Source organism: Vibrio sp. SCSIO 43097 (assembly GCF_023650755.1).
Taxonomy (GTDB): Bacteria; Pseudomonadota; Gammaproteobacteria; order Enterobacterales; family Vibrionaceae; genus Vibrio; species Vibrio alginolyticus.
The window spans coordinates 3,298,141-3,321,904 of sequence record NZ_CP071840.1; the positions used below are offsets into that span (position 1 = coordinate 3,298,141).

The window sequence follows — 23,764 nt, forward strand, 5'->3', positions numbered from 1 at the left end:
CTACCAATCACTAGTAGCTCCTCCTAATGAGACTATTCGGCTTTCTTATCTGCCGCTGTAACCTTGCTCTCTTGCGCTTTCTCTACCTTTTCTGCTGCTGGCTCTGTTTTTACAGGCTCAGCCTCTGAATCGGTGTTCTTTGCGTAAGGACGATTTACAGATTGCGCTGCCTTCTTCAACTCTTCAACTGAAGATTTCAACTCAGGGGACAAATCATCCATCCCCATTTGTTCTGCTTTGCGCAAGTTTTCTTGCAGCTCTTGGACTTTCAGCTCGTGTGACAATTCGTCTTTGACGCTATTTGCCATACTCTTAGCGGCACCGATAAAGCGAGACACGCTGCGAATAGCATGAGGCAAACGCTCCGGCCCAAGAACGACCAGACCAACAACAGATATTAATACCAGTTCCCAAAAACCGATATCAAACACGTTTTACGCCTGCTCTTTGTCTTTTTTCGTTTCAGGAGCAGCTTCTTTTTTCTGCTGCTCTTCTAGACTTTTTGGTTCGAAGTCTGCGTCTTTGTCATTTTTCGCAGGTTCATCTTCGCTCATCGCTTTTTTGAAGCCCTTAACGGCACCACCCAGATCGCCACCGATACCGCGTAGTTTCTTTGTTCCGAATAGCAATACAACAATTACAGCAATGATTAGAAGTTGCCAAACACTGATACCACCCATTCTCTTTACCTCGGGTCTTTAAACAAACAAAAATATTTCAAGAGTTTAACGTCTATTGACGATAAGCTCGCCAACTAAGCAGCCAAAATGTGACACCTGCGATACCGCAGGCCAACGAAAGCTGCTCAAAAGCATCGTTCACCAATATTGCCGAGCATACGACTAAAGTCGCGCCAACGCCAAACAAAAACTTTCCTGTCGCCTGCTGGCGCTTGCTCTGGCGATACCCTTGATAAAGCTGATCCATACGTTGATTCATCGCTTTACCTTGTTTCAGGCTATCGTAAAGTAGCTCTGGCAGTTCAGGTAATTTCTCTGCCCAAAATGGTGCGCGGTCTTTAATCGCATTCACTAGAGCTTGCGGCCCAACTTGATTCATCATCCATTCCTCCAGGAATGGTTTTGCGGTCTCCCACAAATCAAGTTGAGGATATAGCTGCCTACCAAGCCCTTCCACGTACAACAGCGTTTTTTGCAACAGTACAAGCTGTGGCTGAACCTCCATATTGAATCGACGTGCCGTGTTGAACAAATTCAACAACACATGACCAAAGGAGATTTCGCACAATGGCTTAGCAAAAATAGGCTCACACACAATGCGAATCGCGAACTCAAACTCATCGACATTGGTATCCGCAGGCACCCACCCTGAATCCACATGTAACTCCGCCACTCGGCGGTAGTCACGATTGAAAAACGCCAGGAAGTTTTCCGCCAGATAACGCTTGTCTTCGCTATTAAGTGTACCAACGATTCCGCAATCTAGCCCTATCCACATTGGGTTCTCTGGATGTTCGGGTTTGACGAACACATTACCCGGATGCATATCGGCATGGAAAAAGCTGTCTCGGAACACCTGAGTGAAGAACACACTCACACCGCGTTCCGCGAGCAATTTCATATTGGTGCCATTTGCTTTCAAGCCTTCAATATCAGAGACTTGAATGCCATATATTCGCTCAGAAACCATGACAGTTTCATTACTGAAGTCGGGAAAAACTTCAGGAACATACAATTCTTCGCTGCCCTCAAAGTTGCGGCGCAACTGAATGGCATTCGCCGCCTCACGTCGCAAGTCGAGTTCATCAAGCAGGGTTTTCTCGTACTCACGCACGACTTCAACTGGTTTTAAACGACGTGCTTCAGGCATCGCTCCGGCGACTATACGCGCCATTCGGTGCATCAGTTTTAGATCTGAATCAATGACTGGGCGAATATCTGGGCGGATAACCTTTAATACCACTTCTTGGTTAGTGTCTTTTATGCGCGCAGTATGTACCTGAGCAATCGACGCAGACGCCAGTGGTTTGATATCAAACTCGGTAAGCCATTTTTCTAACGGACCACCTAATGCTTGCTCCATCTGCTTTTTTGCCAACTCGCCATCAAAAGGCGCGACTTGGTCTTGAAGTAAAGCTAGGGGATCAGCGATATGCGGAGGAAATAAGTCACGGCGCGTCGACATCATCTGACCGAACTTAATCCAAACCGGCCCCAGCTCTTGCAGTGCTAAACGCAGACGTTCACCGAGTGGTTTTTCTGGGTGCTTGTTCTTAATCCAAAACAAGCTTTTGCGCAGTAAAAGCGGCGCTTTGGTCAGTTGGTGATCGGGAAGCAGCTCATCTAAGCCGTATTCCAGTTGTACTTTGGCGATGTGGTATAAGCGCTTTAGTTCTGCTGGCGTCATGGTTTCTCCAATGCAGGCTTATCTGCATCCAGCTTATTCAGCAAAGCCGTTAAACGAGCTTCAATACGAGAAGCCTGGCTGCGAACCTCATCAACTTGGTCGCAGAAATAGGCCACTTCTAACGGAGCGGGAGCCAGTTTCCATTCTTCAGTCACTACTTGCGCAAGATGACGCTGGTGTTTTTCTGCTTGAGACGCAAGAAAGTTGCCGATGTTTTTTGAACCTTGCACAAAGGTATGTGCGGCGACATCGCCAGTCACGCGAGACAACCACTCTTCAACATCTGGTTTGCAATCCACCATCAACTGAGAGAATTTCTGCGCCAATTGAATATCGCCTTCGAGTTCAAGTTTATCTTGTTTAATAAGACGAGTGATGTTGGCCTGATCGCGCAGCTCTGGTAACACACTCAAGTTGAGCGATAGATAGCAGTTAGGCTGCCCTTCGTAATGACCAAGCACATCAATTTGCTGACTAAAAACGAATGTCAGTGTTTTATTGATCTCTTTCAGGTGAACTTGAATAACTTGACCTTTTAGACGCGCTAAACGACGGCCCAATGCAGGGTCGTCTTTGATCAGTGTATTCAGTGACGTTTCAATCACAGCGGTGATAAGTGGTTCAAATGGCATGCCGTTAACCCTTAGAATTTATAACCGCGATGCAAAGCCACAATACCACCAGTTAAGTTGTAGTATTTGGTGTTTTCAAAACCTGCTTCTTGCATCATGCCTTCCAGCGTTTCTTGGTCTGGATGCATACGGATTGACTCCGCTAGGTAGCGGTAACTCTCTGAGTCATTCGCAACTAGCTCACCGATTCTCGGCAACAAGTGGAATGAATATGCGTCGTATACTTTCGATAACGGCTCTAGCACTGGTTTTGAAAATTCCAACACCAATAGACGGCCGCCTGGCTTCAGTACGCGGAACATTGAACGAAGCGCTTTGTCTTTGTCAGTCACATTACGCAAACAAAAACTGATGGTGATGACATCAAAATAATCATCTGGGAACGGCAGTTCTTCTGCGTTGGCTTGAACGTAATGCACGTTACCCACAATACCGTTATCACGCAGTTTATCGCGACCAACGTTAAGCATTGAGTTATTGATATCGGCAAGGATGACATGGCCTTCATCGCCAACAATGCGCGAGAATTTCGCCGTCAAATCCCCCGTACCACCACCTAGGTCAAGAATACGTTGGCCAGGGCGAGCGCCACTACAATCGATAGTGAAGCGCTTCCAAAGGCGGTGAATACCACCTGACATCAGGTCATTCATGATGTCGTATTTTGTTGCCACGGAGTGGAATACTTCGGCAACCTTAGTCACTTTTTCGTCTTTTGCCACTGTAGAGAAACCAAAGTGAGTGGTTTCATTCTCTAACGCTGTATTGGATTGCAAACTTGTGTCCGTCATTCTAATTCCTCTTAGGCAGCGCTTTCCTCTACGGGGCGTTTGTTGACAAATAAAATCGCCCACTGCACTGCGGGCGATTAGTTTACTTTATCCTCAGCCGGATGTCTTTCTACTAACGGGTCATTTTCTGAAAATGCATCACTCTGCGCTAACTGCGCGAGGTCGGAAGAAATCGGTCGTTTAATTTCAACTCCCAAGTGTTTAAAGCTTTCGGCTTGGCGAATCACATTTCCGCGCCCTGTGGCAAGCTTGTTCATCGCACCTTGATAGCTTTGATTCGCCTTATCCAGCGCACCACCGAGCCCCTCCATGTCGTCTACAAACAATCGTAATTTGTCGTAGAGTTTTGTCGCACGCTGCGCAATCATTTTGGCGTTTTCATTTTGGCGTTCATTGCGCCATAGATTATCAATGGTGCGCAATGCCACCAGCAACGTTGTTGGGCTCACCAAAATGATGTTTTGCTCCATCGCGTCTTTGATCAAACTTGGATCGGCTTGAATCGCGACTTGGAACGCCGGCTCAACCGGGATAAACATCAGAACATAGTCCAAACTCTGAATACCTTTGAGTTTGTGGTAGTCCTTCATGCTTAACCCTTTGATATGTGCACGTAGAGCGGCTAAATGCGCATTCAAAGCCTGATCGCGCTCAGCATCAGTTTCGGCGTTGAAGTAGCGCTCATAGGCAACCAGCGCCATTTTAGAATCCACAACCACTTGTTTGTTTTGTGGGAGATGAACAATGACATCAGGTTGGTAACGCTTGCCTGCTTCATTTTGTAAGTTCACCTGAGTCTGATATTCGTGCCCTTCACGCAAGCCAGATTCGGCAAGTACCCTAGCGAGCACCACTTCGCCCCAGTTACCTTGTTGTTTGTTGTCCCCTTTCAACGCTTGGGTCAAATTAACTGCTTCGCGCGTCATTTGCTCGTTCAAACGTTGCAGGTTTTTCAGCTCATGCACTAAGGTATGGCGCTCTTTAGCTTCTTGGCTAAAGCTGTCATTAACGTGCTTTTTGAACCCTTCTAACTGTTCTCTAAGCGGTGACAACAAGCCTTCTAAACTCTGACGGTTTTGCAAATCGACCTTCGCGGTTTTTTCTTCAAACAGTTGATTTGCCAAGTGCTCAAATTGTTGTTTCAAGCGTGCTTCCGCTTGTTCTAAAATTTGCAGTTTTTCTGCATTGGCTTGGTTAATTTGCTCATGGCGAGCTTGCTGTTCACGCAGTTGCGTTTCTAGACGTGATTTGTGTTCACGCATTTGACCAAGCTCATCGAAGTATTGCTGGCGCTCTTGCTTTACGGCCTCGAAGTAACGCAGTTTTTCCATAGCTGCCATCAGCTTTCCGTGCGTTTGACGCACTTCAAACGCGGCTTTATCGCGCTCATCATCTAATTCATCCAACTCTTGCTGGGCATCGGCAAGGCTTTGCTTGACCTGTTCAAGTTGCTGTTGATGAAGCTGTTTTTCTGAAACAAGTTGTTGCTCGAGAAGCTGAGTTTGGGTGATAAAACGCTGTTTCACCCACCAACCGGCAGCGACACCACTAAGCGTGGCAGCACAAAGAGAAGAGAGAATGAGAGATTGGTACTCAAGAATCCATTGCATAATAGCGAGTTAGCCTGTGTTTTGTATCTATAACAATGGTATTTAGACACTGGATAAATGTCCAGTTTGTTGGATGAAAAATCCTCGCATACACTAGGCCTTCCTATAATATTCTTTCTTCCGCTCAAATTATCCAAACCGAGCGGCACATCATCACGCAGAGGCATCATGAACGAGCGTCGCGCCCTAGGATTTGGGCTCTCAGCAGTATTACTTTGGTCTACCGTTGCAACCGCATTTAAACTCACGTTGGCAGAATTTACGCCGATTCAAATGCTATGCATTGCCAGCATCGTCTCTGCGATTGCGCTAACAGTAATCTGTGGTGTGCAAGGTAAACTGGGCCAGTTAAGCGCTACATTTTTCTCAAACCCTTGGTATTACCTACTGCTTGGGTTGATTAACCCTTTGGCGTATTACGTTATTCTGTTCAAAGCATATGACTTGCTGCCCGCATCTCAGGCTCAAGCGATCAACTACAGCTGGGCCATCACCTTAACGCTAATGGCCGCTGTTTTCTTAGGACAAAAGATCCGTGGTAAGGACTGGCTGGCTTGCGGTTTTAGTTATGTCGGCGTGATAGTGATTGCCACACAAGGCAATCTTTTAGGCATGGAATTTGAGAGCCCGTTGGGTGTTGGTCTTGCGCTGCTATCAACGCTGCTGTGGGCCGGTTACTGGATTTTAAATACCAAAAATAAGGCCGACCCTGTGGTTGGCGTTCTGCTCGGCTTTTTGGTCGCTATTCCATTCGCCATTGGTTTAAGTCTTTATGAAGGTGCGAACTGGCAGATGATCTCAGCTAAAGGCTGGGCAGCGGTGACGTATGTCGGACTGTTTGAAATGGGGATCACTTTCGTTTTGTGGCTGAGCGCACTCAAATCAACGCAAAACACCGCGCGTATCAGTAATCTGATCTTTGCTTCTCCATTTATCTCACTCATGTTGTTAGCTACTATCATCGGCGAAGAAATTCATCCTTCAACCTTGATTGGCCTGGTGTTGATCATCAGTGGCTTAGTCATTCAGCAAGTCTCATGGGGCAAGAAAACCAAAGCGGTAAACGCTTCTTAATCACCTATCAAAAGCCCTAAAAAACGATGCGATAAGTTGGATAAAAAAGAGATATAGATAACATTTTAATGATAGAAAGCACTTTACGCTGCTAGGATTTAGCTACGCGTTGGATACGATACTCACAAAGCCCAATAGCTTACGCTAGATTCTAATATAATTACCTTTGGGCGATTTAGGACTCGTTATTAATTATGTTTCGCTTCGCTATTCCTTCGCCTTTGATGGCAGACTGGCAACACGTTCTGCGACAATGCTGTGATGTAACTCAAGCTCAGGGACAGCTTTATACTCTGAGCGATACTCAGCAGTGGCTATCGACTGAGGTGTCCACCTCAACCCAAAATCATCGTGCTATCGTCGATGTGATAACGCAAGTTGTCGATCACTTTACGCCGACAGATTTTACAGTTAGCCATACCCCCTTTGAAGAGCAAACCTTGAGCATTGGACCGATTTGGCTACCTAATGGCGAATTGATTGCCGTACTGACACTGACTCACCTTAATGATCAATCAACGGTCGTTTCGGCATGGCTAAGCGCAATCACGGGGCGGATCAGCTTTGATATCAACTTGCACTGTCAGCAAGAACAAACGCGACATCAAAGCGCCGAAATAAAGCCAACACCAACACTACAAGAGTTTATCGACTGCCTTGAAGACCACGTATGGATAAAAGGCATGGATGGCCTTTATTCGATGACCAACCGAAGCGTAGAAAACGCGTGGCAAAAAACCAACAGTGAAATCATTGGAAAAGACGATTTTGCCCTGTTTAGCCATGAACGTGCGGAAAAATTCATTGATGCCGATAAATTGGTGGTAGCCACTGGCACGCAAAATATTGTTGAAGAATGCCGTCAAATTGATGAAAACAATAACCCCACTTGGCTAGAAACCATTAAGTCTCCTGTCCGTGATCATGCGGGAAACTTAATCGGCATTCTGGGGATGACACGTAACATCACCCGCCGAAAAATGGTAGAAACGCAGCTCTCCTTAGCGTCCCAAATTTTCAACAATTCGCAAGAAGGCATGGTCATTACAGACCGCAATGCCAACATCATTGATGTAAACACGGCTTTTACCCAAATTACAGGTTACCGCTCTGAAGAGGTGATAGGAAAAAACCCACGAATTCTGCGCTCAGGCCATCATGATCAAGGTTTCTATCAACAGTTGTGGCATCAACTCGAAAACAAAGGCCAATGGAAAGGCGAATTCATCAACAGAAAGAAAGATGGCAGCATTTATCCGCAATTAGCGACCATTAGCGCCGTAATGGACGATAAAAACCACCTTATTAACTACATTTGTGTGTTTGAAGATATCTCTGTGCGTAAGGCACACGAAGAAAAGCTGCAGCGCATGGCTTTTTACGATCCATTAACCAATCTACCTAATCGCACCCATTTACTCAGCTTACTCGAACAACACATCGAAACCGGACACAAAAGCCAGCAGACGTTTGCCACCCTATTCTTAGATATCGACCATTTCAAACACATCAACGATAGCATGGGCCACTTCTGTGGTGACCAATTGCTGTCTAAGTTAGCGATTCGTCTGCAAGATGTGCTTCACCTCAATGCGCATGTGGCTCGTATTGGCGGCGATGAATTTGTGATTATTTTGCCAGACATCCATAGTGATGTTGCCTTACTGGAAACCGTCGGCGATATTCTAAGCGTATTCCAGCAACCATTCGACTTGGCAAACCACGACTCACTTCGTGTCTCAACCAGTATTGGTATTGCCTTGTACCCAAGAGATGGTCAAGACAGTGAAACCTTACTGAAAAACGCAGACACCGCGATGTACTTAGCGAAGAAAAATGGACGCAACGGCTACGCGTTTTACTCACCGGATTTGACCGATAAATCCGTATCCCATGTACGCATTCAATCCGCTTTGCATCAAGCAATAGAAAAACAACAACTCCGGTTAGAATTCCAACCGCAATACAATTTGGAACAAAATACGATTGTCGGCGTGGAAGCTTTATTACGCTGGCAGCATCCAGAGTTTGGCCTTGTACCACCAGCAGACTTTATTCCAATTGCAGAAAAAACAGGGCTGATTCAAAGCATTGGTGAGTGGGTGTTACAACAAGCTTGTTTGCAAGGTAATGCTTGGCTGGACCAAGGCATCGAGTTTGGCAAAATCGCCGTCAATGTTTCTGCGTTGCAGCTTCAGCAGTCAAATTTCATTCAGCGATTAAGTACTATCCTCGATAACACCGGATACCCTGCCCAACGGTTAGATTTAGAGATCACAGAGAGCTTTTTACTGATCGACCCTCAACAAGCCATTTCATCGTTAAATCAATTACGAGAACTGGGTATTGAGATTTCTCTGGATGACTTTGGAACTGGCTATTCGTCTTTGTCTTACTTGAAAGGTTTGCCAATCAACAAACTGAAAATTGACCGCTCATTTGTCAGTGATGTCCCAAGTAATAGCGACAGCAACGCGATTGTGAATGCCATTATTGCCATGGGAAAAACGCTGTCGTTGAAAGTCGTCGCGGAAGGGATAGAAACTCGGGAACAAGCCGATTATTTATTCGAAAAAGGCTGTATTTATGGTCAGGGATATTTGTTTAGTCAGCCAGTGAGCGCTGAAAAACTGTTTCGTTGAACCAGCTTGATCCTCAAGTCACTCTCGCGGTGCCACGTCCGCGGAGGTGATTTGTTTTGCTTGATTTTGGGTTGATTGGCATAGCTCTAGACGATCAACCAAAATATTGATACAAACCAGCAACGGCACACCGATCAATAGTCCCATTCCGCCCCAAAGCCAGCCCCAAAAAACAAGCCAAACAAAAATCACTAACGGGTTTAAGTTAAACCTTTTCCCCAATAGTGTTGGTGTAACAAACTGACTTTCAATCAAATTGAGCAGTAAATAGATAGACACCACCGTCAGCATAAAACTGACCGACTCCAACTGAAGATAAGCAACAAAGCCAAAGCTCATCATGGATATGACAGGGCCGAGGTACGGCGCAAAATTCATCACGCCTGCAAATGCGCCCCATAGAAATGGATCTTCAAGGCCTAGAACAAAAAACACGGCCCCGACACTCAACCCCAGCCCAGCATTCACTAAAGTGATGGTGCCAATGTATCGAGATAGGTCTTTCTGTAGCGCTTTGACCAACTCAATCGCTTGGCGCTGTTTGGCGAACCCATGTAAGTAAGACACTGACTTTCGAAATAAGCTTCGTCCATGATTGAGCATAAAGTAAACCATAAACAGCACGATCATCGCTTGTGTCAAAATCGTCGGCGTAGTGGTCGCGAGCGTTTTTACCAAAGAAAATACGGTGTTGTTCCCGACCTCATCCATACTCATATCGTTGGCGATATTCAATGGAGTATTAAGGTGATCAGCCGAAGCTTTAGTAACTTCGCTTACTTCTTGCGACACATTTTTCACGATACTGGGCAGCTCAGACCACCATTGCTTGGCGGGCTCCGACATGGCGGCAAGACCAATAATTGAGGCGCCAACGAGGAATGACAGCGTCAACACGACGGTAATAGCACGTGGTAAACCTTTGTCTTCAAGATAATTAATGAAAGGGCTGCACAGCAGAGAAATAAAGGTGCTAAGCACAATAGGTAACAATATTGGCTTGGCAAAATACAGCCCTGGGACGAGTAACAGGACGAGAAGCGTTGCACCAATCGCAGTGTTGGCAGGAATGTTCAATTTCGCTGTCATAATAAGCTCAGAATCGGTAAGAAAATTTTGCGGTGAAATCCGCTATTAGAGTGGTTCGCCCTCTGTCGTCGCAGCGTTGCTTACTTGTGTTGCTGCATTTCCATTTTGCTCCGCATCTGACTCATCCAGAGAAGCTGCCGCGACCGGCTTTGTGAGCGAATCGGTAATATCAGACACGCTGCTAACCAATAGCCCCATTGACGAAATAGAAGAAGTCAGTCGAGACAATCGACCTGCTTTTGCTGCGGTAACGGCAACGACAGCACTAATGCCTAATGTCGTCCAAGGGTTTTCTCTCACAAACTTCTTGGTGGTAAACGTGAACATTTCCATCGACAAACAGCATTGCTCTAGAGACGCTTTACCTTCCATCCGCTTGATCCGCATGGCTCGATTGAGCTTTTGTAGCGAGCGCATCCCACCCCTCCTGTAATTGTTCTGTCGTATTTTTGAATCCAAGAAATCCAACTAAACGCTTCTGCCACCAGGCTAAAGCAAATAATGCCAAGCCTAATGATGTGATAAATACACCCACGGCAACATACACGTTGGCAGTTAACTGATAAGCCACCACCCCAGAGGCAAGGCACAAACTGAATACGAACAATACCGACAATAGAGTAAAAACAACGGTACACAGCAAAATCTGACGCACTGCGGACACGTTAACTTTCATCTCCAAGAGGAACAAATCCAACGTTGAACCTGACCATGCTTTTAGCGATTTCGTCAGTTGGTCCAATTGCGCAAGAATGCTACTCAAACCATTAATGGTTTGTTGGATATCCTGTTCTTCTGCCCCATCAGGGGCTCGGCCGCTGTCTGAAGCCGCCGAGCCTGATTGCTGATTGGTAACTTGCCCTGAGTTATTCATGTGAAGCCTCGCCTTTCTGTTGTGTGGCTTAATCCTTGGTGACCACTATTATTTGATCAGCTTCGAAACCGCCCAACCAGCAAGGAAGGCACAGCCTATGCTCAGCAATGGGCGCTCCTTGATTACATTTTCTGCCGACTTAGTCGCCTGCTGAACTTGCTGTGCACCGACATCCAGCTTCTCTTTGGCTTGGTCTTTCATCGCGCCAACAGCTTCCGTCGTGGCTTGTTCCGCTAAGTGATATGCTTCTTCTAACTGCTCTTGAGGTTTTACTGTGCTTTCTTTTGTAGTAGCCATAACTAGCCTCCATTAATGAGTTGAATAGTGAATCAAGTGAAACAATGTTTGACCTCACTTACTCCCTACAAAGCCATATCCATGCCAGAATTTTAAGTTATTGTTTTTTATTTATTTTATTTTTATTTCGATAAAAATCCGTATCTGTACGTGTAATTCTTTCCAGGCTTTCCCCGCCATTCTTGTAATTTTTTCTTAGCGCCTTACCGACTGTTAGCAAGTTATTGCAAAAAAAAGACATTAAGTCACTGATTAATAAGACTTAAAATTCATTGGCATACAACCTGCAATTAAAGATGAAACATCGTGTTTGTATTCCATACGCTCAAACACCCCTATCACCAGTAAATAAGGAGTGGCATATGAAAAATGAAAACATCGCCTCAATCATTGAGCTTATCGAAAGCGGAAATGAAATTTACAACAAGGCCATCGAGAACATTGACAACACTTCTTTGAATAATGTGTTGGTAGAACTGCTCAGAGTACGTGAGCGTGCAGTCATTGAGCTCACTCCCTACTCTCTAGCAAGTAACAATGAAGAATCTGCCGACGACACTCCGGTTTCCTACACCATCAAGGCGCGTGAGGTCTACAGCGACGTGATGAAGGAAGTGTCCTCTGACAAAGAGTCTATGTATTTAGAACAGCTTGAAGGTGTCGAAAGCAAGGTACTCAAAGAGATTGAGAATTTGATTACTTCCCACCCAGAGCAGGCGGATAACTCGGTTCTGCTGAAAGTTCGTAGCGATATAAAAAGCTGCAAAGAAAAACTCAGCAGCATCAGCCTTATTAGCTAAAACTTGATGGTCGCCTTTGCAATAAAGCTCGGTATTGATCAAAGAAATGGCCAACTTGCTTTGGCCATTTCTGACAAGCCCACAGGCGCATTAACATAACCATCACGAGAAATGTCCCACGACAATAGTCATAAATAAAGAGGTCACTATGACATTGGATAACAATCGAGTAAGGGAGCTACTCGTAAAAATGACACACCATCGCCAAACGTGTTTGCCTCTCGTTAACCCGCAATCACATATGACACTCGCAAGAGCGGCATATCGATTCGTGAAAATAGAAAAAGTGATGATCAAAAAGATGGCGAAGCTGTTCTTCGATCAAGATGGTGAACAATTCATTGCAGAAAATGCCACCGAATACGGCGTTGCCGAGTTAGGCAATTACAAAGAAATGCATTTTATGAATAAATTACTGTTAGATGATTTAAAAGCCCTGCTTAGAGCCATTGACGACACCAACTTAACCGCACTTGTTTCTTATTGGTTAGCTGCTTTACAAGTTGAAAACGATGAAATTGAAAAGCACTTACCTCAGGGTGAGTAATTGTACTCGCCCTTCTTTCTTTCACTTTGTTTAACCCTCATCCCCAATCAACCTAGTAAAAGGTGCAGATAGAAAAAAGCCGCTGCATCTACTACGCAGCGACCTTGATAGCCTTTTTACGACGCACACCAAATCATCAAACAACACAGAAAAAGCGCCATGTAGAATACGAAGCAAATGGCGCGTTATCCGCGGATTACAGTGTTAAAGCGAAGCTGATTTACGTCTCTGGCCTGGAACAAATACGTTCAATGACTTTGGACGCAGCTTGATTGCCAGTTGCTCATCAGAATACAGTTCACCATCAATCACATACTCAATCGGTTTATTCGCAGAAATAGTGACGCTCTGAGCCGTCGCGTATTGAAAATGTGTCGATTCTTCCTGTGCGCCTACGCTCGTTAATGTCAGATCCGACAATGCGATAAGACGTCCGCCTAAAGACTCGGTGTTATCTAAATATGTGATATGCAGCTTGCCATCATCAGGCTGCGGCGCATCACCACCTTGGGCAAGCAACGTACTAAATGGAGCGATATTCGCAACGACAAAACTATGGACTTCAAGCGTTTGTGTATTATTGTCGTATTTTCCATCTTCAGTTGGAGCGTCTAACGAAACGGTTAAAGCTTGCGTTTCTTCCGCCACTACAGCATTAAAAAAGCCGGTGAGGTAAGCGAGTTGTCCAAAAACATTTTTCTCTTCTCGCTGAGCGTGCTCGATCATCTTCTGTTCTAGCCCAATACCTAAGACCAACAAAATAAGCCGCTGATTGCAGTCCGCAGTATCAATACGTTGGCAGTGTCCGCCAAGCAACGCTTCACACGCTTTTTCGACCGGTGAGAATTTTGCGCCAACGCCATAGAGCACATGACATAACGCATTGGCAGTTCCGAGCGGAACAATACCGAGTTTGAGGTCGGTATCCACCAATTGGCTCGCCACCTCTGTTACTGTGCCATCGCCACCAGCTACGATGATTTGCTTAGCTCCACTTTCTTTTGCCTGTTGTGTTAGCTGCTCGGCGCTGAGGTTTGTGGTGGTTTGATGAATACTCAAGCGATATTTTTTGGTTAGCTCACGAATCAAGTGCTGTTCGTTTTCCTCCCATTTGCCGCCACCTGCAACAGGGTTAACCACCATCCAAGTGGATTGATCCAGCCCCAGTACGCCTTTTTCACTGATCGCTCGTAACGTTCTAATCTGTAATTTATTCAATCTCGCGGTACTGCGTACGTCATTGATTTTTTTCATCACGGATTCAACCGTCAGTGACGGGTCTTTGCTCAGTAAATACGCCGCCACAACAAACACTGAACGACCACGCCCTAACGCACAATGCACAACCACGGCCCGCGAGCACGAGATTTGAGTATCAATCCAGTTAATCGCATGGCGAAGACGCTCTAGCGTTGGGGCTTTGTGGTCGAGTACCGGAATCGAAAGGTAATGAAACTGCTTGTCGGTCATCGCGCTTTCAAGGCCTGCAAATTCTGCGGTGACATCGACAATACAAGAGATCTCATTGGATTCGAGAAAATCTAAGTCACTCTGAAACAAACGGCGAGATAGGTATAAATTGTCGCTGACTTTTTGGATTGGAGGTACTGTATCACGCCGTCTTTCCCAGGCGTTATACGCTCTAGCCCCCAATAAAAATGGGATGAATGCCCAGCGAATCCATCTGACAATCTTGCCATCTTGGTTTTTTCTAAAAATAGAGGGAATGTCGAATACGTAGGCTACGCTGACCAACGCTAAAGAAAGAGATATCCACAAGAACAGCAGACTAACGATAATTTGAGGCGTATAGATAGCGGCCAATAAACTGATCAGAGCGCCAAGAATATAATATTTGATGATAAACATTCGCTCTCCTTGCCTTCAGCGAGTGCACTTTTTAGTAGAAGTTAGAATACGCGGGGGATTGAGCTTGGATACATGAACTTGAGTAAACGCCTTGATTGAGTGCCTTCCCGTGCCGAAATGGCACGAAAAGGTCCAACACTCTACCTAGCTTGCCATATCTTCAACATAACCATCCGCTAGTTTCATTTTCTGCTTATCGGTCATTACCTTACCGGCTAACTGGAAGAAACGCTGCTCTTCTTCCTCAAGATGGTGCAACACTTTGTGACGCAAGGTTTTCATTAGGTTGAGCCACGCTGGCGAGCTCATATCGGTTGCATCAAGCTGTGCAATCACTTTATCAATTTCATGATGCTCTGCGATGCCATGGCGAGTGAGATCAATGGTCTTATCGCTATCTATTAAAGGCGCGTAGAAAAATCGCTCTTCTGCCGCTGCGTGCTGTTCGAGTTCCTCTTTAAGGTTGTGGTAAAACTCTTCACGAGCGGGGGAATCTCCAGACGTTTCCATCAGAGCATCGAGTAAAAGGCGCTGCTTTTCATGACTCTCTTTCAGTACATCAAATATGTTTTTCATCTTTGACTCCTTATCTGATTGTAAACAATTGGGACAAAAGGAAGGGCGGTGATTGACCGCCCTTCTCTTACATAGCTATGCGTAAAAACCTAACCTGATTCGGCTAACAATCTTGGTCTTCAGCGTTTAGGTTTTCTTTAATGTTTTCACATTCATCTTCAATCGCATTTTGGGTTTCTTCGGCGGCTTCATCTATCTTTTTGCCGGCCTGTTCCATTGGCCCTTCTTCACTACAAGCTGCCAACGCAAACACCAAACCGAATACTGCGGCGATACGGTAAATAAATGACGTAAGTCGCATGGAATCTCCTATCTATTTACGTTTTTTCTTCCCAGCAGAACAATCACTATTGATACAATTAATGACAATAGGAATAGGTAAAATATCACTTGCGCGATAGAGGCAGCAGCTCCTGCAATACCGGTAAAGCCTAATAGTGCAGAAATTAGTGCCAGTGCCAGAAAAATAAACATCCAACGAACCATAGTGTTACCTCCTAATAAAAGTGGGTTAAATCACTCGGCTCGCTATTATTGAACCACTTCTAGCTTATCAATCACCTTATTTACGTCATTGGTGTTATTTGCAATTGAAATTGCAAGATCATGCTCCGCATCTGAATTAACTTTACCTGCCAACGTTACCGTTTTGCGTTCTGTCGTTACATCAATATCCGTACCACTCACATTGGTATCCATTAGTAGGCGCGTTTTAACTATAGTCGTGATTTTAGAATCGGTCAGTGTAGCTAAAGCTTCTGAATCAGTTTCTTTCTTGCCTTCATTCACTACTGACAATTCGTTGTTTACTTTTTTCACACCATCAAGACCAGTAACAAGCTCTTCGGCAAGAGATTTTTCAAGATCATTGTTTACCGAACCAGAAAGGGTAACGACCTGATTCTCAACATCGGTATTGATATCAAAAGAGTTGAGATTGCTGTTTAGCAGTAGTGTGGTTTCAGCTTTACCATCTAGCCAAGCGTCCATGGATTCTTTTTCCCATTTATCACTCGCTAAGACTGCTGTAGATGAAGTAGCAAGAACTGACGTAAGTACAATTTTAGCTGCGATGTTATTCATGGTAATTCTCCTTTATTGACGTTGCACTTCCCTAGGAGCAAACCATGTGCCAACTTTATAACTCATTGTTTTTAAGTGACTAATAAAGGAAAGAGGTAAAAATGAGATGAGCAATAAAGTATAAGCATGAATTATTTACACGTAAAAAATGTAATTTTTAATCGGTGATAAAGCCTCCGTCACTTGTGCCGAAATAACCTGATAAAACAGAAAGGCTATTTATCCAGAATCAATTAATAGCAAAATTATTATTTTAAAAATAAAAATCTGAACAAAAGGAAATATCTACTGATGGCTCTCACCGATATATATCAAAAAGGGGCTAACAACATAAAAATACCGAACAAATCCTTAAATCTATGCTGACAATATTTTGTCTTGTGAAGTGAGAATAATCCACGTACATTGTTTCTGTCATAGTAAAGAGGACATTTCTATGTCGATGCCAAGCCTGTTTCTAAGAATACAAGATCCATCACTTAAAAATGCCATCGCTTCTTGCCAGGAACTGAACAAATTTCGTCTGCATGACATCGATGCCGCAGACCAATGGATTGAAGATTTCCTACAACTCAAACCGGAAGTTGCGATTGTTGAAGTCGCCCACTTTACTAGTGCAGATTATCAACGTCTTTCTAATATCGAAGACATCTACGATATGGACTTGATCATCATTAGCTCAGGCGCTCCAAACGAGAACTTGGATAAGCTGATGAACTTGGGTGCTATTTTTCACTACAGAAAGCCCGTTGATATTGCCATTCTGACGGACACCCTGAGCGAAGTCAGCCAGTACTATCAACACAAACAAGATCAAGGGCGTAAAGTGTCCACCAGCGATCTTGACCAATTTGGTCTTTTGGTCGGCTCTTCCTCTCCGATGCATCAGCTCTATCGTATGATCAGGCGCGTTGCTAAAACCGAAGCCAACGTCCTTATTGTCGGTGAAAGTGGATCAGGCAAAGAACTGGTGGCGCAGACCATCCACTTAGCGAGTGAGCGTAAACAACAGCCCTTTATAGCGATTAATTGTGGTGCCATTAGCCCTGAATTGGTTGATAGTGAACTGTTTGGCCATGAGAAAGGCGCTTTTACCGGAGCAAATAAAACTCACCAAGGTGTATTTAAGCAGGCAGAGGGCGGCACCCTATTTTTAGATGAAATCACCGAGATGCCTATCGAGCATCAAGTGAAGCTATTGCGGGTGCTAGAAACCGGAGAGTATCGCCCAGTTGGCAGTAATACAGTTCATATCGCTAATACTCGCATCATTGCTGCTACAAACCGTGATCCTAAAATCGCCATTGAGGAGCAGTTCCTGCGTGAAGATCTGTTTTTCCGGTTATCGCATTTCCCATTAACGATACCGCCACTGCGAGAACGAGGCGGTGATATCGTCGGTCTGGCCAAGCACTTTATCGCGCACCGCAACGCCAATGAGGCAAAAACCAAAACGATTCTTGACTCTGCGATCCAAAAAGTCGCTGCACACGACTGGCCAGGTAATGTCCGTGAGCTCAAACACACGATCGAGCGTGCATTTATTTTGGCTGATGACACCATCCGAGATGAACATCTTATCTTCGACACACCACCATTGGAAACAGGCACCAGTATCGAAGACCTTGTTCCGGCGGGCGTTTCGCTAGAAGAGCTAGAAAAAGCCGCCATTCTCAACACCCTTGAAGAGAATCAAGGCAATAAAACGGAATCAGCGCAGGAGTTAGGCATTAGCGTGAAAACGCTCTATAACAAACTCGAAAAGTATCAAGACGAGTAACTCGCTATGGGAATACAAAAAGAGCACTGAATAAAACTCAGTGCTCTTTTTGTATCTTATCTTTTATGCAGTTAGGCTGCGTTTGGTGTTTGATTAAACCCACTGCCCCGCAACAAAACCGCTCGACCAGCACCACTGAAAATTGTAGCCCCCTAGCCAACCAGTCACATCCATCACTTCACCAATAAAATAAAGCCCTTTAATGTCTTTGCATTCCATGGTTTTCGAGGATAAGTGATCAGTATCGACACCGCCGAGTGTCACTTCCGCAGTTCGGTAGCCTTCAGTGCCATTCGGGGCGATATCCCAATGCTCTAGACGCTCCACAATCGCCGCAAGCTCCTTTTGATTGAACTGTTTTAGCGGTTTATCGACTAGCTCTTTACGTTCAATTAAGACTTCAACCAGACGCTTAGGCAGCACTTTGGCAAGCGTATTCTTGAGTGACTGATTTGGATGCTTCTCACGACTGCGTTCTAATAACTCAGCAACATCATCGTTTGGCACAAGATTGATCAACACCTTTTGCCCGGCCCGCCAGAATGAAGAAATCTGTAACACTGCTGGACCAGATAACCCACGATGTGTGAAGAGCAGGGCTTCTTTGAACATGGTGCCATCTTCAGCCGTAATTTCCGCAGGTACCGCGATACCAGATAACTCAGCAAAGTCTTCTTTGTCTTCTTTATGCAGAGTAAATGGTACAAGCCCTGCCGTGGTTGGGATAACTCGAAGACCAAATTGTTCCGCGACTTTATAACCAAATGGTGTCGCTCCCAGTTTTGGCATCGACAAGCCACCTGTTGCGATAACTAAAGACTCACATTCGACAATCTCAGTACCAGCATGCAAACGAAAGCCTTCATCAATTTTTTCAATCGAATGAACATCGCATTGGTAACGCTGCTCGATGTTCGGCATGTCACACTCAGCTAACAACATCTTCACGATATCTTTGGCCGTAAATGCATCGACACAAAACAACTGGCCGTGATCACGCTCTTCGAACTCAATGCCATGTTTACACACCATCGAGATGAAATCCCAGTTAGTGTATTGGGAGAGCGCCGACTTAACAAAGTGCGGGTTTTGACACAAATAGTGATTAGCTGAAACGTCGTAGTTAGTGAAGTTACAGCGACCACCGCCCGAGATAAGGATTTTACGTCCTGGCTTTTTAGCATGATCGAGCACCAAAACACGGCGGCCTCGCTTGCCTGCTTCTGCAGCACACATTAAACCTGCTGCGCCTGCGCCAATTACAACAACATCAAATTTCTTACTCATCGGTAGCTCTTAGACTGATTGGTATCGAATCAAAATAAAAAAGGATGTGCACATTGCACATCCTTGCTTTCTAGGCGCGACATTCTACCGACAAATACCGAAAGGGAAAAGCGCTTAAACTCTAAGCGCTCTGTATGTCCGTAAAATCTCAGACAGAACAACTATCTAGATTATTGACTCTTAGAGAATGAAGGCTGCAAGTAGCGTCACGCCGAGCAACGCGGTCGATAGAACAAACAGTTCACGCACTCTTTCACACTTACCAGTAAAAATTTCATCGTGGTGATGATGATATTCTTTACTTTTAATGTAGTGATACAACCTCACCTGCTTGGTGACATTTCCATGAGTGGTAAAAAAACCATTACCATCAACTTGCTGATATAACAGCGGGTGCGCTTCACGCATGATATAAATTAGAGAACGAAGAGCGGTGAGATACCGGACCATATTAACTCCAGTTACCACCATTAGCGCAAATAAGATTGTGTCTCCACTGATCATCTTTTCCTCCCTACATCTTCAACAATGCTCAAGAGAAAAAGACGATCAACACTTCGTCTTTACCCGCTACTTACAACGTCCCAAAACGCGTTTACGCAGCTGGAGCATCCATGATTGAAGATGAACCTTCTTTCGCCATTTGTGCTAGATCTTTGTCAATGAAGAACAACGCTTTACCGTCTTCACCTACCAGTTCGATCTTATCTAAAATCCCTTTAAACAACTTCTCTTCTTCGTGCTGTTCTGACACGTACCACTGTAGGAAGTTAAACGTTGAGTAGTCTTGGCTAGTAAATGCAACGTGCGCCAGTTTGTTGATTTTTTCCGTGATCATTTGCTCATGTTCAAATGTCTCGCGGAAAACGTCACCTAGGCTCGCAAAGTCATGCTTTGGCGCATCAATAGCGCCTAAGATTGGCATTGAGCCAGTTTCACTCACGTAAGTGAATAGGCGTTGCATGTGCTCCATTTCTTCTACGGCGTGAGCGCGTAAAAATTCAGCCGCACCTTCAAAACCTTTGTCTTCACACCAAGCACTCATTTGTAAGTATAGATTGGATGAGAAAAATTCTAGGTTAATTTGCTCATTCAATTGTTCGACCATAGTTTGAGACAGCATGTTAACTCCTATTATTGTGCATGCAATATACCCAAGTAACCTCGAAATAAGTGACGCTGCGAGAATAGCTTGGTCGGCAGACACGGCGAAGTTTCACTTCAACTCTAGTCAGTAACACTACGCTTATTTCAGCATATCAAAGTCACTTGGGTATAACGCCACTATAACATGATTACTGAGACAAGACTTTGTACCTACGGCACCGATATGAGATCACTTCAGCAAATTTTTTTTGGGGTTGGTGCTAATCTAAAACTATGACCTTACAAGGAGATAGCAATATGAGTTACAAACACATACTTGTGGCAGTCGACCTTTCAGACGACAGTAAAGTGTTGATTAAGAAAGCCGTATCACTGGCTAAACCTCTGGATGCGAAAGTCTCTTTTATTCACATCGACGTGAACTACGCAGAACTCTACACTGGGCTTATCGATATCAATATGGCAGAAGCGCAACATCAAGCAATGGAAGCATCGCGCACACAATTGGCAAACTTCGCAGAATATGCGCAATACCCAATTGCCCATACCTTGGTCGGTAGTGGCGATTTGAGTAATGAGCTGTGCGATACCATTCAAGACTACAGTATCGATTTGGTGGTTTGTGGTCATCACCAAGATTTCTGGAGCAAGATTCTATCTTCGACTCGACAGCTTATTAACTGCTCACCAGTCGATATGCTGGTCGTACCGCTAAAAGACTGATTGGCGCAACGATAAAACTTGGTTAGACTGCGGGCACATTTGTTGTTGATAAAGATTCTCATCCATGGCTTATCTATCCGCAGTTACCCTACTTTGGGCATTCTCATTTAGCCTGATCGGCGTTTACCTCGCCGGTCAGGTTGATTCTTGGTTCTCGGTGTTCATGCGCGTGGCACTGGCGAGTTTGGTTTTCATTCCCTTTTTGAAATTCCGTGGCGTTAGCAAATCCCTAATCGCGAAACTGATGACTGTCGGTGGCTTCCAGCTCGGTTTGATGTATTGCTTCTACTACCAATCTTTTTTGCTCCTTTCCGTGCCAGAAGTATTGCTGTTCACCGTATTCACACCCATTTACGTCACGCTCATCTATGACTTCTTGAAAGGTCGCTTTTCACCTTGGTACTTAGTTACCGCAGCAATAGCCGTATTTGGTGCCGCCTGGATTAAATTTGCAGGCATTAATGAAGATTTCCTACTGGGCTTTTTGGTCGTACAAGGAGCAAACCTCTGCTTTGCCATCGGTCAGGTGGGCTACAAATATATCATGGAGAGTGAACCCGTCGATTTGCCACAACACACCGTGTTTGGCTACTTCTACTTAGGTGCACTTTGTGTAGCAACCGTGGCTTTCGCGCTCATGGGTAACCTCGACAAACTACCTACCACTGCAACACAATGGGGCATTCTGACATACCTTGGGTTGATTGCTTCTGGTTTTGGTTACTTTGCTTGGAACAAAGGCGCGACTATGGTGAACGCAGGGGCACTGGCAGTAATGAACAATGCATTGGTTCCGGCGGGCTTGATTGTAAACATTGTGATTTGGAACCGCGATGTTGATGTCATGCGACTCGCCATTGGCGGTGCGATCATCATGCTATCCCTATGGATTAACGAAACCTGGGTGAAAAAGCGCGTAGAGATGAGTTACGCCAATAAGTAACGCAGCTAATCCTATAAACATTTCGACAATAAAAAACGCTCTCCGACTGGAGAGCGTTTTTTGTTTGATTAATGCACTTTGGCTTGTGAGATTGCGTTCATCAAAGTATTAGGTGGCGTTGGCAGCAACACTTCTAGTTTCGCATTGCGCGCTTCAAGCTTGCGCTGACGCTTAAGTAACTTTTGTTGTTTTTTCACCACTTTTAGTAATTTCTTTTGCTGCTTATAGTGCTTTTTCAGTGCTTTTTTCGCTTTCTTGAGCGATTTTTTATCCGCTAAATCAAACCATACTGGTGCGTCGGCTCTTACTGGCTCCAGAGATTTTTCGGCTTGTTTTTTCTCTTTCACACGCTCAACAACACGCTTCACAATCGCGGCTTTTTCGTTGCTTTGTTTAGTGGTCACTGGAATCGCTTGTGATGGCAGAGCTTCAACCAATAAGCCACATGCTTGTTGCTCACTCAATGGCTTGTCTTGGCATTTTTGTGGAGGAATTGCGGCTGGCTTACAAAGGGTATCTTTGGCCGATGAAGAGCGTGCGCAAGAACGACAAACGAATTTTGGTGCGACAACTAAACGATGGATATCACCCAGTTCTGCCGCGATCTGTTTGCGACTCATTTTACATAAACGTTTAGCCATTCTACTACTCCAGCTTCCCAGTTATCGACCGCATCACAACAAGTGAAATAATAATAATTCTTAGTTAGATATACAGTCAGGGAAGGGAATTAGCAAGAGAAAACTATCAATAGAGACGAGGAAAGAGAGGCTGAGTCACAGCACGACACACCATACTGTGACAAGAAAAGTTGAGCCGTCAGGAAGTTATGCCATCGATGCTTTAACGTAGACATCGAAGCGATTTTTTTTCGTTTCAATCGCCATGGTCGGTTTTTTCTCGTTCAGCCAGTTAGCATAGTCTGGGCGTTTAACTACTACACGCTTTGTGGCTAACGCCATGGCTGGTTCTAGCAGACCATCGGCGTCCAAATCGGCGCCAACCAACGATTGGAAAACGCGCATTTCTTTTTTCACGAGCGCCGACTTCTTTTTATTTTCTGGGTGCGGATACATCGGGTCAAGATACACCACATCTGGCTGGACAAAGTCTTTATCTTGCGCCAATTGTTCCAGCGCATCATGGCTAGAAGCATGGATTAGCGACATGCGCTCAGATACCCAGGTGCCGATTTCTGGGTCTTGTTTCGCTCGATCCAAGCCATCATCTAACAAAGCCGCTACGACTGGATGACGCTCGACCATCTGCACTTTACAACCTAGCGAGGCGAGCACAAACGCATCACGACCAAGACCTGCCGTGCCGTCTAACACGGTTGGCGTTGCCCCTTTGTTCAACCCCGCAGCTTTCGCAATTGCCTGGCCTTTACCACCACCGAACTTGCGACGATGACCGACCGCACCACCAATCAAATCCACAAAGATTGCACCCAGCTTTGGCTCATCCACTTTACGTAGCTCCAAACGCTCGGTGGTTAGCACCAAAGCAAAATCGCTATCGTCAGTGTGTGAAAGCTGCCAACGCGCAGCGAGTTCATCAAGATGAGATTGTTGAGACGGGTTTTCACAGATCAATTGCAGTTGCAAAAGGAGGCTCCAATAAAAATCGAGGTAACTGGCGCTGAGTGTATACCTAAGTTACCTATTAATGCT

At 45.0% G+C, this 23,764-nt stretch carries 27 protein-coding genes; 7 read left to right on the forward strand and 20 right to left on the reverse strand.

Going from position 1 to position 23,764, the window contains the following annotated elements; all coding sequences use genetic code 11:
- Nucleotides 1-32: 32 nt before the first annotated feature.
- The 6 genes from tatB to rmuC form a co-directional block, all read right to left on the reverse strand.
- Entirely contained in the window at nucleotides 33-431 is a 399-nt protein-coding gene (gene tatB, locus J4N40_RS15865; RefSeq protein ID WP_033905892.1) for a Sec-independent protein translocase protein TatB, read from the reverse strand.
- A 3-nt stretch (nucleotides 432-434) separates the two neighbouring features.
- The gene (tatA, locus tag J4N40_RS15870; RefSeq protein ID WP_005382958.1) at nucleotides 435-680 is read right to left on the reverse strand and encodes a Sec-independent protein translocase subunit TatA; all 246 of its coding nucleotides are present in this window, start codon (nucleotides 678-680) and stop codon (nucleotides 435-437) included.
- 52 nt (nucleotides 681-732) lie between these two features.
- Nucleotides 733-2,367, reverse strand: a complete 1,635-nt coding sequence (ubiB, locus tag J4N40_RS15875; RefSeq protein ID WP_250654314.1) for a ubiquinone biosynthesis regulatory protein kinase UbiB — start codon at nucleotides 2,365-2,367, stop codon at nucleotides 733-735.
- A complete protein-coding gene (locus J4N40_RS15880) occupies nucleotides 2,364-2,999 on the reverse strand; it encodes a ubiquinone biosynthesis accessory factor UbiJ (protein WP_005379213.1) in 636 nt (211 codons plus the stop codon). The genes ubiB and J4N40_RS15880 overlap by 4 nt, the downstream gene beginning before the upstream one ends.
- A gap of 11 nt (nucleotides 3,000-3,010) precedes the next feature.
- A complete protein-coding gene (ubiE, locus tag J4N40_RS15885; RefSeq protein WP_017635022.1) occupies nucleotides 3,011-3,790 on the reverse strand; it encodes a bifunctional demethylmenaquinone methyltransferase/2-methoxy-6-polyprenyl-1,4-benzoquinol methylase UbiE in 780 nt (259 codons plus the stop codon).
- 77 nt (nucleotides 3,791-3,867) lie between these two features.
- The gene (gene rmuC, locus J4N40_RS15890; protein ID WP_005379209.1) at nucleotides 3,868-5,400 is read right to left on the reverse strand and encodes a DNA recombination protein RmuC; all 1,533 of its coding nucleotides are present in this window, start codon (nucleotides 5,398-5,400) and stop codon (nucleotides 3,868-3,870) included.
- Nucleotides 5,401-5,568: 168 nt separating this feature from the next.
- Here rmuC and J4N40_RS15895 point away from each other — a divergent pair, with 168 nt between their 5' ends.
- Together J4N40_RS15895 and J4N40_RS15900 are read left to right on the forward strand one after the other, a co-directional pair.
- Nucleotides 5,569-6,474: a DMT family transporter gene (locus J4N40_RS15895; protein ID WP_017635023.1), complete on the forward strand. Its 906-nt coding sequence runs from the start codon at nucleotides 5,569-5,571 to the stop codon at nucleotides 6,472-6,474.
- Nucleotides 6,475-6,668: 194 nt separating this feature from the next.
- Nucleotides 6,669-9,116, forward strand: coding sequence for an EAL domain-containing protein (locus J4N40_RS15900; protein ID WP_115385647.1), 2,448 nt, complete (start codon nucleotides 6,669-6,671; stop codon nucleotides 9,114-9,116).
- An 18-nt stretch (nucleotides 9,117-9,134) separates the two neighbouring features.
- Here J4N40_RS15900 and J4N40_RS15905 read toward each other — a convergent pair whose 3' ends face one another.
- Genes J4N40_RS15905 through J4N40_RS15920 form a run of 4 tightly spaced genes read right to left on the reverse strand, consistent with a single transcriptional unit; the run spans nucleotide 9,135 to nucleotide 11,376 of the window.
- A complete protein-coding gene (locus tag J4N40_RS15905; RefSeq protein WP_053303418.1) occupies nucleotides 9,135-10,205 on the reverse strand; it encodes an AI-2E family transporter in 1,071 nt (356 codons plus the stop codon).
- A gap of 45 nt (nucleotides 10,206-10,250) precedes the next feature.
- Nucleotides 10,251-10,577, reverse strand: a complete 327-nt coding sequence (locus tag J4N40_RS15910; protein ID WP_005379200.1) for a hypothetical protein — start codon at nucleotides 10,575-10,577, stop codon at nucleotides 10,251-10,253.
- Nucleotides 10,567-11,079 (reverse strand): phage holin family protein, encoded by a 513-nt coding sequence (locus tag J4N40_RS15915; RefSeq protein WP_005379198.1) that lies wholly within the window; start codon nucleotides 11,077-11,079, stop codon nucleotides 10,567-10,569. Before J4N40_RS15915 ends, J4N40_RS15910 begins: the two co-directional genes overlap by 11 nt.
- Nucleotides 11,080-11,127: 48 nt before the next feature.
- Nucleotides 11,128-11,376: a hypothetical protein gene (locus J4N40_RS15920; RefSeq protein ID WP_005379196.1), complete on the reverse strand. Its 249-nt coding sequence runs from the start codon at nucleotides 11,374-11,376 to the stop codon at nucleotides 11,128-11,130.
- A gap of 362 nt (nucleotides 11,377-11,738) precedes the next feature.
- On the opposite strand from J4N40_RS15920, the gene J4N40_RS15925 reads away from it, so the two are divergent.
- Both J4N40_RS15925 and J4N40_RS15930 read left to right on the forward strand, forming a co-directional pair.
- Nucleotides 11,739-12,176, forward strand: coding sequence for a DUF2383 domain-containing protein (locus J4N40_RS15925; RefSeq protein WP_005379194.1), 438 nt, complete (start codon nucleotides 11,739-11,741; stop codon nucleotides 12,174-12,176).
- A gap of 148 nt (nucleotides 12,177-12,324) precedes the next feature.
- Nucleotides 12,325-12,723: a hypothetical protein gene (locus J4N40_RS15930; protein ID WP_005379193.1), complete on the forward strand. Its 399-nt coding sequence runs from the start codon at nucleotides 12,325-12,327 to the stop codon at nucleotides 12,721-12,723.
- A 204-nt stretch (nucleotides 12,724-12,927) separates the two neighbouring features.
- Here J4N40_RS15930 and J4N40_RS15935 read toward each other — a convergent pair whose 3' ends face one another.
- From J4N40_RS15935 to J4N40_RS15955, 5 genes are all read right to left on the reverse strand, one after another.
- Nucleotides 12,928-14,592, reverse strand: a complete 1,665-nt coding sequence (locus tag J4N40_RS15935; protein WP_171345949.1) for a diacylglycerol kinase family protein — start codon at nucleotides 14,590-14,592, stop codon at nucleotides 12,928-12,930.
- Between the two features lie 144 nt (nucleotides 14,593-14,736).
- Entirely contained in the window at nucleotides 14,737-15,168 is a 432-nt protein-coding gene (locus J4N40_RS15940; protein ID WP_171345948.1) for a hemerythrin domain-containing protein, read from the reverse strand.
- 103 nt (nucleotides 15,169-15,271) lie between these two features.
- Entirely contained in the window at nucleotides 15,272-15,469 is a 198-nt protein-coding gene (locus J4N40_RS15945) for a hypothetical protein (protein ID WP_005379178.1), read from the reverse strand.
- An 8-nt stretch (nucleotides 15,470-15,477) separates the two neighbouring features.
- Nucleotides 15,478-15,654 (reverse strand): DUF1328 family protein, encoded by a 177-nt coding sequence (locus J4N40_RS15950; RefSeq protein WP_005379177.1) that lies wholly within the window; start codon nucleotides 15,652-15,654, stop codon nucleotides 15,478-15,480.
- Between the two features lie 45 nt (nucleotides 15,655-15,699).
- The gene (locus tag J4N40_RS15955; protein ID WP_005379174.1) at nucleotides 15,700-16,251 is read right to left on the reverse strand and encodes a BON domain-containing protein; all 552 of its coding nucleotides are present in this window, start codon (nucleotides 16,249-16,251) and stop codon (nucleotides 15,700-15,702) included.
- A gap of 436 nt (nucleotides 16,252-16,687) precedes the next feature.
- On the opposite strand from J4N40_RS15955, the gene J4N40_RS15960 reads away from it, so the two are divergent.
- Nucleotides 16,688-18,031: a sigma-54 interaction domain-containing protein gene (locus J4N40_RS15960; protein ID WP_086046424.1), complete on the forward strand. Its 1,344-nt coding sequence runs from the start codon at nucleotides 16,688-16,690 to the stop codon at nucleotides 18,029-18,031.
- A 93-nt stretch (nucleotides 18,032-18,124) separates the two neighbouring features.
- On the opposite strand, the gene J4N40_RS15965 is transcribed toward J4N40_RS15960, so the two are convergent.
- The 3 genes from J4N40_RS15965 to ftnA all read right to left on the reverse strand — a co-directional run bounded on the left by J4N40_RS15965 (nucleotide 18,125) and on the right by ftnA (nucleotide 20,441).
- Entirely contained in the window at nucleotides 18,125-19,318 is a 1,194-nt protein-coding gene (locus J4N40_RS15965) for a BaiN/RdsA family NAD(P)/FAD-dependent oxidoreductase (protein WP_005382944.1), read from the reverse strand.
- A 180-nt stretch (nucleotides 19,319-19,498) separates the two neighbouring features.
- On the reverse strand, nucleotides 19,499-19,822 hold the full coding sequence (uspB, locus tag J4N40_RS15970) for a universal stress protein UspB (protein ID WP_005379169.1): 324 nt from the start codon (nucleotides 19,820-19,822) through the stop codon (nucleotides 19,499-19,501).
- Between the two features lie 91 nt (nucleotides 19,823-19,913).
- Complete coding sequence (ftnA, locus tag J4N40_RS15975) at nucleotides 19,914-20,441, reverse strand: non-heme ferritin (protein ID WP_005379167.1); 528 nt, start codon at nucleotides 20,439-20,441, stop codon at nucleotides 19,914-19,916.
- A 281-nt stretch (nucleotides 20,442-20,722) separates the two neighbouring features.
- Between ftnA and uspA the strand changes: the two genes are divergently transcribed.
- Together uspA and J4N40_RS15985 are read left to right on the forward strand one after the other, a co-directional pair.
- Complete coding sequence (gene uspA, locus J4N40_RS15980) at nucleotides 20,723-21,148, forward strand: universal stress protein UspA (protein ID WP_005379165.1); 426 nt, start codon at nucleotides 20,723-20,725, stop codon at nucleotides 21,146-21,148.
- A 64-nt stretch (nucleotides 21,149-21,212) separates the two neighbouring features.
- Entirely contained in the window at nucleotides 21,213-22,091 is an 879-nt protein-coding gene (locus J4N40_RS15985) for a carboxylate/amino acid/amine transporter (protein WP_017821112.1), read from the forward strand.
- 68 nt (nucleotides 22,092-22,159) lie between these two features.
- On the opposite strand, the gene J4N40_RS15990 is transcribed toward J4N40_RS15985, so the two are convergent.
- Nucleotides 22,160-22,732 carry a hypothetical protein gene (locus J4N40_RS15990; RefSeq protein WP_169644346.1) on the reverse strand — a complete coding sequence of 191 codons (573 nt, stop codon included), beginning with the start codon at nucleotides 22,730-22,732 and terminating at the stop codon, nucleotides 22,160-22,162.
- Nucleotides 22,733-22,918: 186 nt separating this feature from the next.
- Entirely contained in the window at nucleotides 22,919-23,698 is a 780-nt protein-coding gene (locus J4N40_RS15995; RefSeq protein ID WP_005379162.1) for a class I SAM-dependent methyltransferase, read from the reverse strand.
- Nucleotides 23,699-23,764 lie beyond the last annotated feature (66 nt).